This is a genomic window from Corallococcus sp. AS-1-12 (assembly GCF_020036995.1).
Classification (GTDB): domain Bacteria; phylum Myxococcota; class Myxococcia; order Myxococcales; family Myxococcaceae; genus Corallococcus.
Genome location: NZ_JAIQDD010000021.1, coordinates 1 through 16,597, shown reverse-complemented (window position 1 = coordinate 16,597; position 16,597 = coordinate 1). Strand labels below are relative to the sequence as shown.

Here is a 16,597-nt window from a genome sequence, read left to right as displayed (position 1 = left end):
GGGGGCCGCGACCCGGGCTGGCTACCCGTGCGGCACCGGCCGGGGCGCGTCGTGGACGGCCTGCGCGTCGTCGTCCCCGCCCTTCCCCCTGCGCAGCCGGTCGCCCAGCCGCGTCTTGATGCGGTCCGCGACGACGTAGAACGCGGGCACCACGAGCAGGCTCAAGACGGTGGACACGGACAGGCCGCCCAGCACCGCGATGGACATGGGGGCGCGCGTCTCGCTGCCCGCGCCCAGCGCCAGCGCCGCCGGCACCGCGGACATCATCGTCGCGGTGGACGTCATCAGGATGGGCCGCAGGCGCACCGGGCCCGCGCGCAGCATGGCCTGCATCGCGTCCGCGCCCAGTTCGCGCTGCTGGAGCGCGTAGTCCACCAGGATGATGGAGTTCTTCTTCACGATGCCCATGAGCAGCAGCAGGCCGATCATGCTGAAGATGTTCAGCGTGTTCCCCGTGACGAGCAGCGCGAACGACGCGCCCGCCACCGACAGGGGGAGGATGGTCAGCACCGTCACCGGGTGCAGGAACGAATTGAACTGCGCGCCCAGCACCATGTACGCGACGGCGATGCCCAGGAAGAGCGCGAAGATGAGGCTGCTCATCGAGTCGCGGAACGCCACGCTCGCGCCGCCCGCCACCACGCGGATGCCGCCGGGCAGGTCCTTGCCCAGCGACTCCACCGTGGCCAGCGCCTCCTCCTGGTTCGACCCCGGCGCCACGTTGGCGAAGAGGCTGATGGCGCGCTCACGGTCGCGGCGGGTGATGGCCTGCAGCGCGGGCAGCTCCTCCTGCGTCACCAGCGAAGACAGCGGCACCAGCGCGTTGTTCGCCGTGCGGACCTTCAAGAGCGACAGGTCCTCCGGCCGCGAGCGCTGGTTCGCGAGCAGCCGCATGCGCACGTCGATGCGCCGCCCGCCGCTGCTGTACTTGCCCACGCGCACGCCGCCCACCAGCGCGTTCACCGTGGACGCCACCGCCTGGATGGGCACGCCCAGGTCCGCCGCGCGAGCGCGGTCCGGGGTGATGCGCAGCTCCGGCTGACCCAACTGGTAGTCCGTGTCCAGGTCCACCACCTTGCCGGACGCCTGGAGCTGCTCGCGCAGGGACTGGCTCGCCTCCACCAGCTTGTCCCAGTCCGACCCGCGCACGCTGAACTCCACCGGGAAGCCGCGCTGCGCGGTGAAGCCCGCCTGGGACAGGTCCTGCACCACCGCGCGCAGGCCCGGGTAGCTGTTCAGCTCCTTGCGCAGCACCTGCGCGAACTCCGCCTGCGTCATGCGCTGGTCCGCCGGCACCAGCGTCAGGTTCATGTTGCCGGAGTTCACGGCGGAGCCGCTGCCGCCGCCGCCCACCACCACGAACACGCGGGTCACCTCCGGACGGCTGGCGACGAACGCCTCCGCGCGCTTGAACAGGCGGTTGGTCTCCTCCAGGCTGCTGCCCACCGCCGTCTGCAGGCGCACGGACATGCGCCCCTGGTCCTGCGACGGGACGAACTCGCCCGGCAGCGCCTTGAACGCGAACGCGCTCAGGAACAGCATGGCCACCGCCACCAGCAGCACGCGCCAGGGCCGCACCAGCCCCCAGCCCAGCGCCCGCGCGTAGAGCGCCTCCAGCTTGGAGAAGGCCTTGTCCACCACCACGCCCACCCGGCTGCGGTGCTCGCGTGACGTCTTGAGCAACTGCGCGCATCTCGCGGGCGCCAGGGTGATGGCCTCCACGTAGGACAGCAGCACCGCCACGCACAGCGTGACGCCGAACTGGAGGAAGAACCGGCCGATGATGCCCTTCATGAAGACGACGGGCAGGAAGATGGCCACCACCGCCAGCGTCGCCGCCAGGGCCGCGAAGGTGATCTCCGCCGTGCCCTCGCGCGCGGCGCTCACCCGGTCCTTGCTCTCCTCCGCGTGCCGGAAGATGTTCTCCAGCACCATGATGGCGTCGTCCACCACGATGCCCACCGCCAGGGCCAGACCCAGCAGCGTGAACGTGTTGAGCGTGAAGCCCAGGAAGTAGATGACCGCCACCGTCCCCAAGAGCGACATGGGGATGGCGAGCACCACGTTGAGCGTGCTGGACAAGGACCCCAGGAACACCCAGCAGACGAACGCGGTGAGGATGCACGCGAGCAGCAGCTCGAACTCAATCTCGTGCACGCTCTCCTCGATGAACTGCGTCGAGTCGAAGTTGATGCTCGCGCTCATGCCCTCCGGCAGCTCCTTCTGGAGCTGCGCCAGTTGCTCGCGCACCGCCTGGGCCACCGCCACCGCGTTCGCGCCGCGCTGCTTCTTGATGCCCATGGCCTGGGCGGGCTCGCCGTTCACGCGCGCCAGGCGGCGCTCGTCCTCGAAGCCGTCCTCCACGATGGCCACGTCGTGCAGGTACACCGTGCGCCCGTTCTCCTCGCGCACCGCCACGTTCGCCAGGGTCTCCAGGTCCAGCGCCTCGCCCATGAAGCGCACGTTGACCTCGCGGCCCTGCGTCTCGATGCGGCCGGCGGGCAGCTCCACGTGCTCGCGCTGGAGCGCGGCGATGACGTCCGTCACGGTGAGCCCGTGCGCGTCCAGCTTCTGCGCGTCCACCCAGATGCGCACGTTGCGCTCCAGGAGGCCGCCCAGGATGACCTCGCCCACGCCGGGCACCGTCTGCAGGCGCTCCTTCACGCGGTAGCGGGCGAAGTCGCTCACCACCTGCTGGGAGAAGGGCCCGGCCACGCCCAGCCACATGATGGGCTGGTCCTCCGGGTTGGACTTGGAGACGACGGGCGGATCGATGTCCAGCGGCAGCCGGCGCTGGGCCTGGCTCACCTTGGTCTGCACGTCCTGCAGCGCCAGGTCCACGTTGCGCGACAGGTCCAGCTCCACCGTGATGTTGGCGCTGCCCTGACGCGCGGAGGACGTGATGCTCTTGACGCCCTCCACCTGCGTCACGGCCTCCTCGATGAACTCGACGACGTCCGACTCCACCGCCTCCGGGTTGGCGCCCTCCCACGACACGGAGATGTTGATGGTGGGGAAGTCCACGTCCGGGAACTGGCTGATGCCGATGCGCTGGGCCGCCACCAGTCCGAAGATGATGGTCGCCGCCATGATCATCCAGGCGAACACCGGCTTCTTGATGCAGACGTCGGTGATGCTCATGGCCGGCCCCCCGCGCCCGCCTTGGTGTTCGCGTCGCTGCGCGGCTCGGCCGGGGGCTGCTCGCCGCCCACCTTCGGCTTCGGGCGGGCCTCCTCCACGCGCACGGCCACGCCGTCGCGCAGGGCCTCCGCGCCGCGCACCACCAGCGTCTCACCGGGCTTGAGCCCCTCCTTCACCTCCACCCGCCCGTCCGGCGTGCGCAGCCCCAGCTCCAGGATGCGCTCGCGGGCCTTGTTGTCCGTCACCACGAACGCCAGGAAGCCGCGCTCGCTGGGGCGGATGGCCGTCTGGGGAATCACCGGGCTGTCCCCGCGCGACTCCACCGGCACGCTCACCGTGGCGAAGGCGCCCGGGCGCAGCTTCCGGGCGGCCTCGCCCGTCACCTCCGCGGTCACCGCCACCATGCGGCTCTGCGTGTCCGCGCTCGCGGACACGTAGGTGATCTTCGCCTCGTACGAACCGCCGTCCGAGCGCACCGTGAAGCGCGCGGGCATCCCCGGCTGGATGCGCGTCACGTCCGCCGCGGGCACGTTGAAGCGCAGGAGCAGCGGCTCGCGGCGCAGCAGCGTGGCCAGCACCACGCCCGGCTGCACGTACTGGCCCGTCTGCACGGTGCGCGTCTGGAGGACGCCGTCCATGGGGGCGCGCACGTAGGCGTCGCGCTGGTTGAGCTGCGCCTGATCCAGGGCCGCCTTCGCGGCCGCCACGTCCGCCTGGGCGGTGGCGGCGCGGGCCTGGTACGTCTCCAGTTGCTCCGCGGGCAGGAGGCCCGGGCTCTGCGCGTTGACCTCCGCGCGGCGCTGGGCGCCGGCCCTGGCCTCCACCAGCGCGGCCTGGGCCTTCTGCAGCGCGGCCTCCGCGGCGCGCACGGCGATGGCGTAGCGCGCGGGTTCGATCTCCGCGAGCGTGTCGCCCTTCTTCACCGTCTGGCCCTCCGCGAAGGACACCCGCTCCAGGGCGCCCGGGACGCGCGCGGTGATCTGCACGCTCTCGAAGGCCTCCACCGCGCCCACGGCGCTGACGGCGTACTCCACGTCGCGCGCCTCCACGGGCGCGACCTCCACGGGGAACTGGGTGGGGCCCCGCCCCGCGCCCTTGCCGCCTTGCGCGGGCGCGTCCTTCTTGCAGCCAGGGGCCAGGGCCAGCACGGCCAGCGACAGGGCCAGCACTCCAGTGCGTTGCATTGCCTTCACGGTTCCTTCCCCAATGGATTCAGTCCGACAGCGGCCCGCAGGCCCAACAGCGCCACGCCCAGCCCGTAGCGGTTCTGGGCGAGCGCCACCTCCGCCTCGAAGAGGCTGAGCGACGCGTCCGCCAGGGTGAGCGCGGTGGACAGGCCCTGGCGGTAGAGGATGCCTGTTTCCGCGGCGTTCTTCCGCGCCGCCTTCGCCGCCTGCTCGCTCTGCGCCAGCGCGGCCCGTGCCGTCTCCAGGTTCACCCTCGCCTGCTCGATGTCCACCGGCACGCGGCGCGTCGCGGCCTGGGTGTTCAGCTCCGCCACGTTGGCGATGGCCACGCGCTCGTCGCGGTCGGCGTAGCGGGCGCCGCCGTCGAAGAGGGTCCAGGTGAGGTCCAGGGCGAGGAAGCCGTCACCGACGTTGCCGTTGAGGCCCGCCTCGTTGGTGAGGCGGTATTGGGCGCTCGCCCCCAGTGACGGCAGCAGGCGCGCGAGCGGCTCCTTCGCGCTCTCCCGCAGCGAGCGCACGCGCAGCCGGGCGGAGAGGATGTCCGGCCGCCGGTCCGTGGCCCCCTGGGTGAGCAGATCCAGGGGCGGCGTGGGCCGCGCGGCGTCCGCGAGCAGCGGCTCCGGCGGCGCGAGCTCCCCGTCCACGGGCTCCACGAGCAGGTAGCCCAGCTCCAGGCGGCTCGTCTCCGCGGTGCCCAGGGCGGCGGCGAGGTTGGACTCGGCCGTGGCCAGCTCCAGCTCCGCTCGGGTGACGTCGTTGGTGCTGGCGAGCCCGGCGCTGGCGCGGGCCTGCGCGTCCGCCAGGCTCTGCTTCGCGTAGGCCAGGCGCTGCTCGGCGGCCTGGTACACCTGCTGGTTGGCCAGGGTGACGAGGAAGGCGTTGGCGGCGCTGAAGGCCACCTGGCGGCGCGTCTCCACGGCGTCCAGCTTGGACGCTTCACTCTCCAGCTTCGCGGCCTTGTAGAGCGGGAAGCCGCGCGCGTCGAGCAGGGCGACCCGGCCGGAGAAGACCGCGCCCAGGGCGTTGAACTTCTGGAGCACGACGGTCTGTCCGCCGACCTCGCGCGTGGACTCGCGCAGGCGCCGCGTGTAGGTGCCGGTCGCCGTGAGGGTGGGCAGGAAGAAGGCGCGGGCGCGGGCGACGCGGGCCTGGGCGGCCTCGGCGGACTGCCCCGCCGCGAGCACGGCCTCGTTCTGCCGCGAGGCCAGCTCCACGGCACGCTCCAGGGTCAGCGGCGCGGCCGACGCGTCCGGCTTCGGCGGCTTGGGGAAGGCGCTGGCGGGGGACTCGGTGGCGGGCGCGGGAGACGGGGCTGGCGGCGTCTGGGCGGAGGCGTCCGGGGCCAGCGCGCAGAGGCAGGCACCCAGGGGCGCGGCGAGGAGGGCACGGCGGACGGTGGGCATAAGGCAGGTGCGGTGGAGCGGGCCAGTGTTGAAAGGTCAGCGGCCCCTATACACGGAAGCCGTCATCCCGGGGCTGATGAGCGGAGCGTGTCTGGACGATGCCTCGCGCGGCGGACTAAGGGTCGGGGAAGAAGGCTGTCGGGTTGAAATGTCGACGGGTGGCGACATCGCCCTACTCGGGGTGCGGGCGCGCCCCAGAATGCGTGTCCGATGCGTTTATTCCTGGTCGCTGTGCTCGCGAGCGTCCTCGCGGGGTGCTCCAAGGGTGATGGGCTCAAGTCCGCGGCCCTGAGCGTGAAGCTTCATTACGAAGGATTTCGGCCGGGGTGCGTGACCCTGACGGTCACGGATCAGACGGAGGTTTCCCGGCATGTCACGAAGACCGTGAACGTGTCCGCCGGTGCGCCTCCGGGGACGCTGTCCGTGGCGGTGTTCCGGCAGGCCGGCTGGAGCCACGAGGTGACGCTCCTGGCCCGCGCGTACGAGCAGTCCTGCGAGGGCGCCCAGGTGGCGACCGCGGAGGCCGCCGCGAGCCTCGCGAAGGACGGCATCACGCCGGTGGAGCTGCTGCTGGGCGCCATGGACGCGGACGGCGACGGCTTCGTGCGCAGGGAGGACCAGGGCACGGACTGCGACGACACCGACCCCGCCCGCAAGGGCCCCACGCCCTGGTACGCGGACGATGATGGCGACGGCTACGGCAACGGGCTTTTGCCGCCCCGCAGGGTGGCCTGCGAGGGGCCCGCGCTGACCGCTTCCCGCGCGGGCGACTGCAACGACCGGGACCTGAACGTCCACCCGGATCAGGCGGAGTTCCGCTGCGATGGCCAGGACGACAACTGCGATGGCGTGAAGGACGAGTCGTTCGACGTGGGCGGGACGTGCGTCGACGCGCTCGACTGCCAGGGCGTGAAGGCCTGCGACGGTGCGGGCGCCGTCGCCTGCACCAGCACCGCCACGCCGCCCGTCTACTACGTGGACACGGACGGGGACGGAAAGGCCGGCACGGAGGTGCGCGGGAGGTGCGGCCCCATTCCCGAGGGCGCGAGCCCCCAGTCCTCCGACTGTGACGAGAGCTCCCGCTTCCGCGCCTCCGGCCTGACGGAGGTCTGCGACCGCATCGACAACGATTGCAGCGGCGGGGCCGACAATGGCCTGGCGTGCAACCTGGATTGGCGGACGCCCGTGGTGACGGACGGAACGAACTGGAAGGCGACCGCGACGGATGGAACGGCGAACCTCTGGGTCGCGGGGGACGGCGGCAAGCTGGCCCTGTCCCAGATGGACTTCACGGGGGCACGGCTCATCCCCTGCGACGGGGACTGGAAGGCCGCGTGGGTCGCGGCCTCCGGGGAGCTGTTCCTCGCGGGCGGCAAGGGCACCGCCGGCCGCTTCGCGCGGGTGACCCCCAGCGCGACCGAGTGCACGACGGAGACCCACAACGTCCCCCAGGTGATGAACGGCCTGGTCGGCATCGAGAACCCCTCGGGACCGCCGACCCTCTACGGCGTGACGGGGGGCGGCAGGAGCTTCCGGTGGACCCCACCCGCCGCTCCGGAGCAGACGCAGCCGAACGCCGTGGCCGCGAGCCTGCGCGCCATCAGCGCCGCGGGCCGCCTGGACACGCTCCTGGCCGTGGGGAGCAGGAACGCGAGCACGCCCGTCGCGTTCCGGTTCGACGTGGCGAGCTCCACCTGGAGCGAGGAGGCGCTGCCCGCGGCGCTCACGGGCGAGCTGCGAGGCGTCCACGTCGTGAACGCGAGCTACGCCTATGCCGTGGGCGACAACGGAATGGCGCTCGAGCGGGTCAACGGCGTATGGAGCGCGATGAAGCCCGTGCCCGCGGCCTATTCGACCCGCAGCCTCCAGGACGTCGTGGCCTTTGGGAGGACGGCGGTCTACGTGGCGACCACCGAGGCGGGCGCCAACGGAGGCTCCGTCCTCTTCTTCAACGGCAGCGACTGGAGCGTCGTCTACACCGACGTGAGCGCCCCGGCCCGGGCGCTGCGGTCGCTGGACGGGAAGACGCCCACGGGCGTCGTCACCACGGGAGACCGCGGCGCGGCGGCGAGCTTCGTCACGACGCGCTGAGCGCCCACCATGGACCTGCGCGCCGAAGCCCTGACCCTCCGCTACGGCACGCGGACCGTGCTGGAGCCCACGGACTGCCACCTCCCGCCCGGCACGCAGGCGCTGGTGCTGGGGCGCTCGGGGTCGGGCAAGACGACGCTGCTGAAGGCCTTCGCGGGGCTGCTGCGCCCCTCCTCCGGACGGGTGACCTGGGACGGGCAGGACGTCGCGGGGCTCTCGGCGCCAGAGCGGCGTGCGCGGCAGGCGTCGTTCGGCTTCGTGTTCCAGACGGACGCGCTCTTCGACTCGCTGACGGTGCGGCAGAACGTGATGCAGCCGCTGCTCCGCCGTCGCGTGCCGCACGACGAGGCCCGCGAGCGGACGGACGCGGTGCTGCGCTCGGTGGGGCTGGCGGACGCGGCGGACACGCTGCCGGAGCGGCTGTCCGGCGGCATGAAGAAGCGCGCGGGGCTCGCGAGGGCCATCGCGGCGAGGCCGGCGGTGCTGCTGGCGGATGATCCGTTCGCGGGGCTGGATCCCGGCACGGCGCGTCAGGTGGCGAGGGTGCTCCTGGAGGTCGCGGGCCAGGGGACGCTGCTGGTGGCGGCGCCGGAAGCGCCGGTGGACCTTCCCCTGCCCCGCTGGCTGTACCTGCGAAGCGGCGGACTGGTGCACGATGGGGCCCCGGCGCCGGAGCTCGAGCGCGCGCCGGACGAGGCCCTCGCATGACTCCGCGGTTTCTTCACCCGTGAGCACCGCCGCCCTGTCGTGGCTGGGACGCTCGGCGATGCGGGCGGTGGGCGGCGTGGGGGCGCTGGCCCTGGTCGCGGGCCGCACGGCCTGGGGGCTGCGCAAGCTGGAGCGGCGCGAGCTGGCGCGGGGGCTGGTGCAGTTCGGCTACGGGTCGCTGCCCCTGGCATTGGCGACGGCGGCGCTGGCGGGCGTCATCGTGGTGGTGCAGGCGGCGCTCTACATCCAGCGCTTCGGGGCCCGGGCCTTCCTGGGGTGGGCCGCGGGCTACGGCGTGCTGTGGGAGTTCGGCCCGCTGCTGCTGGGGCTGATCATGTCGGCGCGCATCGGCGCGAGGAACGCGGCGGAGCTGGCCACGCTGAAGGTGGGCGGACAGATTGAAGGCCTGAGAGGCATTGGCCTGGATCCGTTCGCGCTGCTGGTGGCACCCCGGGTGGTGGCGATGGAGCTGAGCATGCTCGCGCTGAGCACGTTCACGTTCCTGGTGTCCATCCTCTGCGAGGCGGTGGCGGCGAAGCTGACGCTGGACCTGCCGGTGCGGGTGTTCTTCGGGACGTTCGCGCAGATGCTGAGCCCCTCCGACCTGCTGGGGGGCGTGGTGAAGACGGGGGCGTTCGGGCTGGCCATCTCGCTGGTATCCACGGCGGTGGGCCTGCGGGCGAAGGGAGGCGCCCGCGCCGTGGGCGAGGCCGCGGCGAGCGCGGTCGTGCTGGGCTGCGCGGCCATCTTCCTGTTGGACTTCGTGCTGACGACGCTGCTGTCCCGGTGGCTGGCATGAAGCGGGTGCTGACCTTCTTCGGGGCGCCGGGGGTGATGCTGGCGCGCACGGTGCGGGCGGGCGCGCGGGAGGGCATCTCGTGGCGCGAAACGCTGGCGCAGGTGCACGAACTGGGCGGGCGCAGCGTGTGGCTGGTGACGTCCGGCATGGCCTTCTTCGGCGCGGTGCTGGTGATGATCGCCAACGCGCAGGCGAAGAAGTTGATCGGCAACGTGGCGGTGCTGGGCCCGGCCTACTTCGAGATGCTCATCCGGGAGCTGGGCCCCGCGGTGTCGGCCTTGCTGACGGCGTCGCGAGCGGGGGCCAGCCACTCCGCGGAGCTGGCCACGATGAGCGTGAACGAGCAGGTGGAGGCGCTGGAGATGTCCGCGGGGGATCCGTACGCGGACCTCGTGGCGCCCCGGGTGGTGGCGGGCCTGGTCGGGGTGCCGCTCTTGAGCGTGCTGGGGACGATCGCGGCGACGGCGTCCGCGGTGGGGGTGGCGAGCGTGGCGTTGAACATCGACGGCCGGGCGTTCATGGATGCGAGGTACGTGGATGGGTGGGACCTGCTGGTGGGAGGGCTGAAGGTCGTGGGCTGCGGGCTGTACATCCCGCTGGCGGCGGCGGTGGCGGGGCTGAACGCCCGGGGTGGCGCGGAGGCGGTGGGAGAAGCGACGACGCAGGGCGTGGTGGCGGCCAGTCTGGGATGTCTGTTGATTGACCTGACGGTGTCGCTTGCGTTCCAGTTCGTGCGCCTGTGAATGACACCGGTCCGGACACGCTGCTCTTCGAGGACGTGGCGATCGCCTTCGAGCCGGGCCGCCGCGTCCTGGACGGCTTGAGCGCGCAGGTCTCCACGAGGGAACTGACCTTCATCGCGGGAGCGAGCGGCTCCGGCAAGAGCGTGCTGTGCCGGCTGGCGGTGGGGCTGCTGAAGCCGGAGGCCGGCAAGGTGACGCTGTTCGGGGAGCGGGTGGACACGCAGCCGGAGCGGGCGCTGGTGACGCTGCGCCGCCGGGCGCCGTACCTCGTGCAGGGCCCCGCGCTGCTGGACTGGAGGACGCTGCGGGAGAACGTGCGCCTCGCGGATCCGAGCGCCCCGGAGGAAGCCGTGGAGACGGCGCTGGAGAAGGTGGGCCTGAAGGAGTGGGCGGACCGGCTGCCACCGGAGCTGGGGCCCGGGGCGAAGAAGCGGGCGGCCATCGCGAGGGCGCTGGTGCTCAAGCCTCGCTACCTGCTGTTGGACGAGCCGACGACGGGGTTGGACCGGAGGGCGGCGATGCAGGTGGAGGCGGTGTTGGCGTCGTTGAAGGAGCAGGGCCTGGGGGCGCTGGTGGTGTCGCACGACTACCGGCAGTTGAGAGGCATCGCGGACCGGGTGTTGGTGGTGGCGAAGGGGCGCAGCGCGTACCTGGGGAGCCCGGAGGGCTTCCTGGAGTCCCCTGCCCCGGAGCTGCGGACGCTGACAGCGCCGTTCATGGAGGGCGCGACGGATGGATGAGCAACGGCTGGAGTTGAAGGTCGGGGCGCTGGTGCTCGCGACGCTGGTGGGAGTGCTGGTGTTGCTCTGGTTGATGGGAGAGCTGACGCTGGGCCAGGGCGCCAGGCTGGAGGTGGACTTCGCGCACACGGGCAACGTTGTGCAGGGGGCCCCGGTGAAGCTGGGAGGCGTCCAGGTGGGCAAGGTGGACACCATCCACCTCCTGGCGGACCGAAGGGACGCGAAGGGCCGTCCCCTCCCCGTCCGTATGGACCTGTCCGTGGAGCCTGCGGCGAGGAGCGCCCTGCGCCAGGACGCCAGGGTGACGGTGGGGACGGTGGGCCTCTTGGGTGAACCCTATCTGGAGTTGAACCCAGGCAACGCGGACGCGCCGCTGCCGGAGAAAGAAGCGCTCCGGGGCGTGGATGCGCCGCGTCTGGACCTCCTGTCGGAACAGCTCTCCAAGTTCGTGACGCTGTTGTCGGACATGCTGGAGAAGGACCCGGAGGCCGTGACGGGCCTGGCCGCCAACGTGTCCAGGTTGGCGAGGACGTTGGACGAGGTCCTCACGGAGAACAAAGGCGACGTGAAGGTCCTGGCCACGGAGCTGGCGGCGGCGTCAAAGGACCTGCGTCAACTGGCCCAATTGGCCAAGGAATCCATGCAGCCCGGAGGCAAGGGCGCGAGGCTCCTGGATGACGCCTCCGCGGTGGCGGCCCTGATGCGAAAGGACCTCCCCGGCCTGACGAAGTCCGCGGGAACGACCCTGGACGGCTTGGCGGCGGTGACAGGCCCGCTGACACCCGAGGACGGCCAACAGGTGAAGCTGGCCCTCCAGCGCTTCACGGCAGCGGCGGGACAGTTGGAGCAGATCGCCACCAAGGCGGACAGGATCCTCGGACAGCTAGACTCTGGCCAGGGAACCGGCGGCGCGCTGCTCAAGGACCCGGCGCTCTATGATGAGCTTCGTACGCTGGTCACCGAGTTGAGAAAGCACCCCTGGAAGATCCTCTGGAAAGACTAAAGCAACCAGAACCGAATCGCCGCCCCCAAAAAAGAAAGACACGAAAATGCTATTCACCTCAAACTCAGAACTCATTCTCAAGAGAGTATCACACGCATTGAGAGAGAGTCCCAGCCAGAGCGAAATACTAAATAATTTCGGACTCATACTAACCCTCGCAGATCGAACACTATGTTCGTGCAACGGCGACCCTACTTTCGGAGATCTTCCACGAAGGTTTGAACGAATCTTCACCCAAACAAACCAATCAAGCATTGAATCCGCTGGGACAGACGCAATTAAGGATTGCTGCGAATCTTTCCTAAAGGCTGTATTCCATCGCTCGTACCCACAAAAATACACATCCACTCATGATGCAAATCCAAGCAAATTCACGCTATTTCCCGTCATGAAGGAATTGCAGTTACTCACGCAACAGGAACTCGAACTTCCGCTCGCTAGCGCCGCAACATTGGGCGACCGCGCCAAAACGGCAATACTGTTAGTTAGGCATATGCGAAATGCCGTATCTCATGAAGCGCCCCATTTCGATCCAACATCCGCAGAGACATACTTCCAGGCAGCACTCATAACTCTCCTGGTCTCAATTAACAAACACAGAGCGCCGCTGCGACATGGACTCTCCAACCTAATAACGGCAAGGCTGAAAACATCAACAATACAGAGCGATGCCTTGCGCATAGCCAGAAGCGAAAGAGAAAGCCATTTGCGCAAGTTCAAAGGGCGCGAGTCCTTAATTGCCGACACTGTCACTCATCTAAAAAGCCAAGCACAAGTCGGCGGCTACACACTTCTCACCGCGCCCGAGGGGTTTGGCAAATCGGCGATGGCCGCACAACTCACGGAGTCCCTGCAAACAACAGTAAGCTTGTTTGGCAGCGACAGCCAAGAGACAGCCAAGGCCTGCCCTTGGCTCCCGTTTGCAATCTACTTCACAGGAAAGCAAGCCAACAGCATTTACCAGTTGGTGGAAATATTAATACTCCAAATCAACAGCCTACTAATGCAGCCCGTCGCAAGCTTGACAATTGGCGATTGGGAGTTGTCGCGAACCGCCACAAACCTTATCGCCAACACGAGCGACAAGGCAGACACCGTTCGAAGCTCAACGACTCCCGGAGATCTCCCCCAAAAACCCATACCGCGCAAGTCGGAGTCCACAGAACTTCGCCAAGTGCTAAGAGCAACGCTATATACGTGCCTCGAGCGACTAGCCGAAGAGCGCGGCGAAACATACATAATCATCGATTCACTCGATGAACTCAACTTGTCCTCTGGCGATACGTCAATTCTCCCCCAAACCCTGCCGCCAGGAATTTCCGTACTGCTTACCTCGCGCGATGAGAAGTCAACATCCGACATCCGCAGTCACCTTCGTCCTGCGGAGAGGATTCTAACCGGGCTTACTCTTCAAGAGGTCGCACAATTAACGCAGGTGACTGACCAGCGCTGGAACGAAGTTGCCCTAAAGAGCAGCAGAGGCGCCCCGCTCTTTATTCTGACATTGGCTGAAGCAGTCAGGAAGGCAGCAGGAGACCACACGCAGGTTGATCCATCTCTCGGACCATCTGAAATACTGAATCGACAGGTCCAGAAATGGCGCACACCAAACTTGCCAGAGCAAGACGACCCTCTCTACCAGTCGATGCTTTTGCTCTCTGTGCTCGAGCCCGTGTCCGCAGTTGATCTTGACCTAATAAAAGGCTTTCTTGCTGACTCCGGAATTCCAGTCTCAAGAAACAGTCTGCACGAAATCCTCTCAACGGTCTCAAGTCAAATTGACGGACTTGCCGACGGGAAAATCAAACTCTCTGTCAGGGCCTTTGCCTCCCATGTTTTTCTTAGCATATGCGGAAAGAAAGATTTGCGGCATTTGGTGCTGCGAGTAAGCACATGGCTTGCTCGCGAAATAGATGCAGACGTATCGCTTCATGCAGCCTACCTGAAACACTGGACAGATCCGACGCTAACAGCGGACCCTGTTCAGCGCGAAAGCGCACTCAAGCTAATAGAACTCCTCGAAAAAGATGGAAATTACAGCCTCTTGTTTAACATATACACACTTCGACCAAAAGACGAAGAAAACATTCCCGAAGGGTTTCGCCGAAGTCTCAGGGCGGCTGCCGAGGGGGACCACAAAGCTGCTGCCAGAGAGCTTGCACAACTGCTTCTCACTGAGAATAATTACGGCGATCAACTATACAAGGAAGGAGAGCAATGGCTTCGAAAAGCAATTTCGCTCGGTGACGCAGTAGCTCCCACATTTTTGGGATTTTATTTGATGGAGTCAGACCAGGATGACGAGGAGAGACTCAGAGAGGGAGAGCGACTCCTGTTGGATGAAGCCGAGCACGCCAATCCTATTGCGGCCTTCTATCTCGGCGAATTCTACCTCTCTGGCGACGGCCCTCTTGGCAACCCTTCAGAGGGAGAACGACTGCTTTGCTTGGCATCGACAAGCGACGACGGTGCAAAACTGAGCCTAGGAATTCGCCTGCTTGATGGCAGGGTTCTTCCTAAGGATGCGGCGAGAGGTGAAGCGCTGCTTCGAGAGGCAGCAAATGCGAACCACAGGTCCGCAATGCTAATTCTCGGAAACCGCCTTATTGACGGACGGGGCATCGAACAAAATTCCTCAGAGGGTGAGGCCTGGATCAGGCGCGCAATAGATGCTGGAGAGGTATCAGCCATGCTCGACCTGGGATTGCGTTTCTTGGAAGGCAAGGGCCTCCCTCAGTCCGAATCGGAAGGCGAGAACTGGTATAAAAAGGCCGTCGACACTGGCGACACCGCAGCAATGATTGAACTTGGAAGAAGATATATCGACGGAGCAGGCTTCTCGGTCAAGAATCCCGAAGCTGGATTGTTGCTTTATAAAAAAGCCATTGCAGAGGGCGACAAGTCCGCAATGCTCGATCTTGGTAGTCGATATCTAGACTCAAAGGGCTTGGGAAAGAACACCGTAGAGGGGGAGCGATTGCTTAGGGAGGCATCGCAGAAAAACTATGCCCCAGCCATGCTTGACCTAGCACTCAGACTGATGGACGGGCGAGGCCTCAAAAAGTCAACGGTCGAGGGTCGACAACTGCTTTTTAAGGCTGCCCAAAAGGGCCACCCTCCATCAATGGAGGCATATGCATATCGGCTTTTTACTGGAAACGGCTATCAAAGAGATTCAAAGGAGGGCCAAAGATGGCTAACCATGGCGGCCAAAAAGAACCTTACCTCCGCCATGATCAATCTAGGCATACGCTTTGTTGAGGGGGATCATGTCGTTCAGAATCGAGAAACTGGAGAACGATGGCTTCGTAAGGCAGTTCGCTTAGGCAGCATATATGCTCAAAGTCAACTCGCCACGCTGGCGCTCGATGGCAAGATTGACATTGAAAAAGAGGAAGCGCTCTCCATGCTCGACAAGGCTGCCTCCGCCGGCGATGCATCTGCGATTGGCGAACTGGCGTTTCGATTGAGACTGGGACTGGGACAGAGCAGGGACAAGGAGAAGGCCGACCATTGGCTTCGGGAGGCAGAGCGTCGAAATCGAATGAACACGCTTGTTGCCATGGGACACTACGCACGCGGTCGCGCAGAAAACAGCCCTGGAGACTTCGCCATTGCCGCAAAGCACTTTAAATCCGAATCTCATGACGACACAAACTCCGCTGCGAACTTGGCTTACATGATTCGACGCGGAGAAACAGGAGGTCTTGCTGATTTGCCCGCACTGGAAAAACTATTGAATCCAGGTGTTACGGAAGGTGAGCCTGGGGCGATAATTAACGAGGCGCTTCGTCGTGCCCAAGGAGCTGATTGCATTGTTGATTGGAGAAGGGCAGATGAGTTGATTGCTCTTCTGCATAGGGGTAAGGGATCGGCAGAGGTAAGATTGATTTCAAACTGGTGGCTTACGATGGCCCAAGCATTTGACGACGGCGAGGGGCATCTCGTTCTTGGTTGGCTGGCTAGGCATCGGCTCATTGTCGACCCGCAGGGCCTCACAGTTGCGCAGCGGATGGAACTGGCTCGCGAGCGCTTTTGGATAGTTCCTGAATGGATGAATCTGCCAAAGCCAGTCTGAGGAGAGTTTCGAATGGTGAAGGGACTGTAGAAGTCTTCGAGTGCTGCTGGAACAAGCCAGTTGCCATACCGTCTAGCGTTCGCAGGCCCTTTGACGATCCAGCGCCCAGGTTCCTTCCGCCTACCACGGTGATCACGACGGTTGAGGCGGGTAGCCGCAGTAGGCGAACCAGGCCGTTGCGTCCTGCGGGCGCACGGTGGCCAGAGCCTCTCGCATCGCTTCGCGGAGGGCCACATGCGTGCGGGCGCCGATGGCCCGCATGCGCGTCTTTACCTTCAACCAGCACGATTCGATGTATCCGTCCGGCCAGTGACGTGCTGGAAGGATTGAAGACGGACCACAACCGTGCTCGGCGGGCGCCGCGAGGAGCGAGCTGTTTAGCGACTGAGCTGGAGGGGCGACTTGAGCAACTCGGGCGGGTCGGCAGCGCGTCGCCGCATCCACTCGTGGGGTAGCAGCTCACCGATGCGCGAGTGGGGGTGTGTCTGCACGCGCAGCAGCACGTCAGCCAGGTACTCCTCGGGATTGACCTGGTTGGCCTCGCAGGTGGCGACGAGGGCATAGAGGCCGGCGAGGTTTTCCCCCGCGGCCTCGTGGCCGACGAAGAGGAAATTCTTTCGGCCCAGCGCAACGGGGGTTTCATTGTGCGTCACCTCTTCGGGATGTTGTCGGCTTCCGGCCGCCACGGCGGCAGTTCTTGGGTG

11 protein-coding genes are annotated in these 16,597 nt (G+C 66.6%); 7 read left to right on the top strand and 4 right to left on the bottom strand.

What is annotated here, in order from left to right:
• Nucleotides 1–21 precede the first annotated feature (21 nt).
• Genes K8556_RS27065 through K8556_RS27055 form a run of 3 tightly spaced genes read right to left on the bottom strand, consistent with a single transcriptional unit; the run spans nucleotide 22 to nucleotide 5,731 of the window.
• On the bottom strand, nucleotides 22–3,141 hold the full coding sequence (locus K8556_RS27065; protein ID WP_223742995.1) for an efflux RND transporter permease subunit: 3,120 nt from the start codon (nucleotides 3,139–3,141) through the stop codon (nucleotides 22–24).
• A complete protein-coding gene (locus tag K8556_RS27060; protein WP_223742994.1) occupies nucleotides 3,138–4,325 on the bottom strand; it encodes an efflux RND transporter periplasmic adaptor subunit in 1,188 nt (395 codons plus the stop codon). Before K8556_RS27060 ends, K8556_RS27065 begins: the two co-directional genes overlap by 4 nt.
• A gap of 5 nt (nucleotides 4,326–4,330) precedes the next feature.
• Nucleotides 4,331–5,731, bottom strand: a complete 1,401-nt coding sequence (locus K8556_RS27055) for a TolC family protein (RefSeq protein ID WP_223742993.1) — start codon at nucleotides 5,729–5,731, stop codon at nucleotides 4,331–4,333.
• A 330-nt stretch (nucleotides 5,732–6,061) separates the two neighbouring features.
• Here K8556_RS27055 and K8556_RS27050 point away from each other — a divergent pair, with 330 nt between their 5' ends.
• The 7 genes from K8556_RS27050 (at nucleotide 6,062) to K8556_RS27020 (ending at nucleotide 15,893) form a co-directional block, all read left to right on the top strand.
• Nucleotides 6,062–7,822: a putative metal-binding motif-containing protein gene (locus K8556_RS27050; RefSeq protein ID WP_223742992.1), complete on the top strand. Its 1,761-nt coding sequence runs from the start codon at nucleotides 6,062–6,064 to the stop codon at nucleotides 7,820–7,822.
• A 9-nt stretch (nucleotides 7,823–7,831) separates the two neighbouring features.
• The gene (locus K8556_RS27045; RefSeq protein ID WP_223742991.1) at nucleotides 7,832–8,530 is read left to right on the top strand and encodes an ABC transporter ATP-binding protein; all 699 of its coding nucleotides are present in this window, start codon (nucleotides 7,832–7,834) and stop codon (nucleotides 8,528–8,530) included.
• Between the two features lie 19 nt (nucleotides 8,531–8,549).
• A complete protein-coding gene (locus tag K8556_RS27040; RefSeq protein ID WP_223742990.1) occupies nucleotides 8,550–9,329 on the top strand; it encodes an ABC transporter permease in 780 nt (259 codons plus the stop codon).
• A complete protein-coding gene (locus tag K8556_RS27035; protein ID WP_223742989.1) occupies nucleotides 9,326–10,072 on the top strand; it encodes an ABC transporter permease in 747 nt (248 codons plus the stop codon). The genes K8556_RS27040 and K8556_RS27035 overlap by 4 nt, the downstream gene beginning before the upstream one ends.
• A complete protein-coding gene (locus K8556_RS27030; RefSeq protein ID WP_223742988.1) occupies nucleotides 10,069–10,812 on the top strand; it encodes an ATP-binding cassette domain-containing protein in 744 nt (247 codons plus the stop codon). Before K8556_RS27035 ends, K8556_RS27030 begins: the two co-directional genes overlap by 4 nt.
• A complete protein-coding gene (locus K8556_RS27025) occupies nucleotides 10,805–11,815 on the top strand; it encodes an MlaD family protein (RefSeq protein ID WP_223742987.1) in 1,011 nt (336 codons plus the stop codon). Before K8556_RS27030 ends, K8556_RS27025 begins: the two co-directional genes overlap by 8 nt.
• A gap of 388 nt (nucleotides 11,816–12,203) precedes the next feature.
• On the top strand, nucleotides 12,204–15,893 hold the full coding sequence (locus tag K8556_RS27020) for a tetratricopeptide repeat protein (RefSeq protein WP_223742986.1): 3,690 nt from the start codon (nucleotides 12,204–12,206) through the stop codon (nucleotides 15,891–15,893).
• Nucleotides 15,894–16,270: 377 nt separating this feature from the next.
• Here the strand turns inward: K8556_RS27020 and K8556_RS27015 are convergent.
• Nucleotides 16,271–16,597 (bottom strand): transposase domain-containing protein (locus K8556_RS27015; protein WP_223742985.1); only part of this gene is annotated, 327 nt, incomplete at its 5' end.

Excerpts from the sequence above, each read along its gene's own strand:
- K8556_RS27065 (WP_223742995.1), bottom strand. The coding sequence starts at position 3,141 with ATGAGCATCACCGACGTCTGCATCAAGAAGCCGGTGTTCGCCTGGATG.
- K8556_RS27060 (WP_223742994.1), bottom strand. The coding sequence starts at position 4,325 with ATGCAACGCACTGGAGTGCTGGCCCTGTCGCTGGCCGTGCTGGCCCTG.
- K8556_RS27055 (WP_223742993.1), bottom strand. The coding sequence starts at position 5,731 with ATGCCCACCGTCCGCCGTGCCCTCCTCGCCGCGCCCCTGGGTGCCTGC.
- K8556_RS27045 (WP_223742991.1), top strand. The coding sequence starts at position 7,832 with ATGGACCTGCGCGCCGAAGCCCTGACCCTCCGCTACGGCACGCGGACC.
- K8556_RS27035 (WP_223742989.1), top strand. The coding sequence starts at position 9,326 with ATGAAGCGGGTGCTGACCTTCTTCGGGGCGCCGGGGGTGATGCTGGCG.
- K8556_RS27025 (WP_223742987.1), top strand. The coding sequence starts at position 10,805 with ATGGATGAGCAACGGCTGGAGTTGAAGGTCGGGGCGCTGGTGCTCGCG.
- K8556_RS27020 (WP_223742986.1), top strand. The coding sequence starts at position 12,204 with ATGAAGGAATTGCAGTTACTCACGCAACAGGAACTCGAACTTCCGCTC.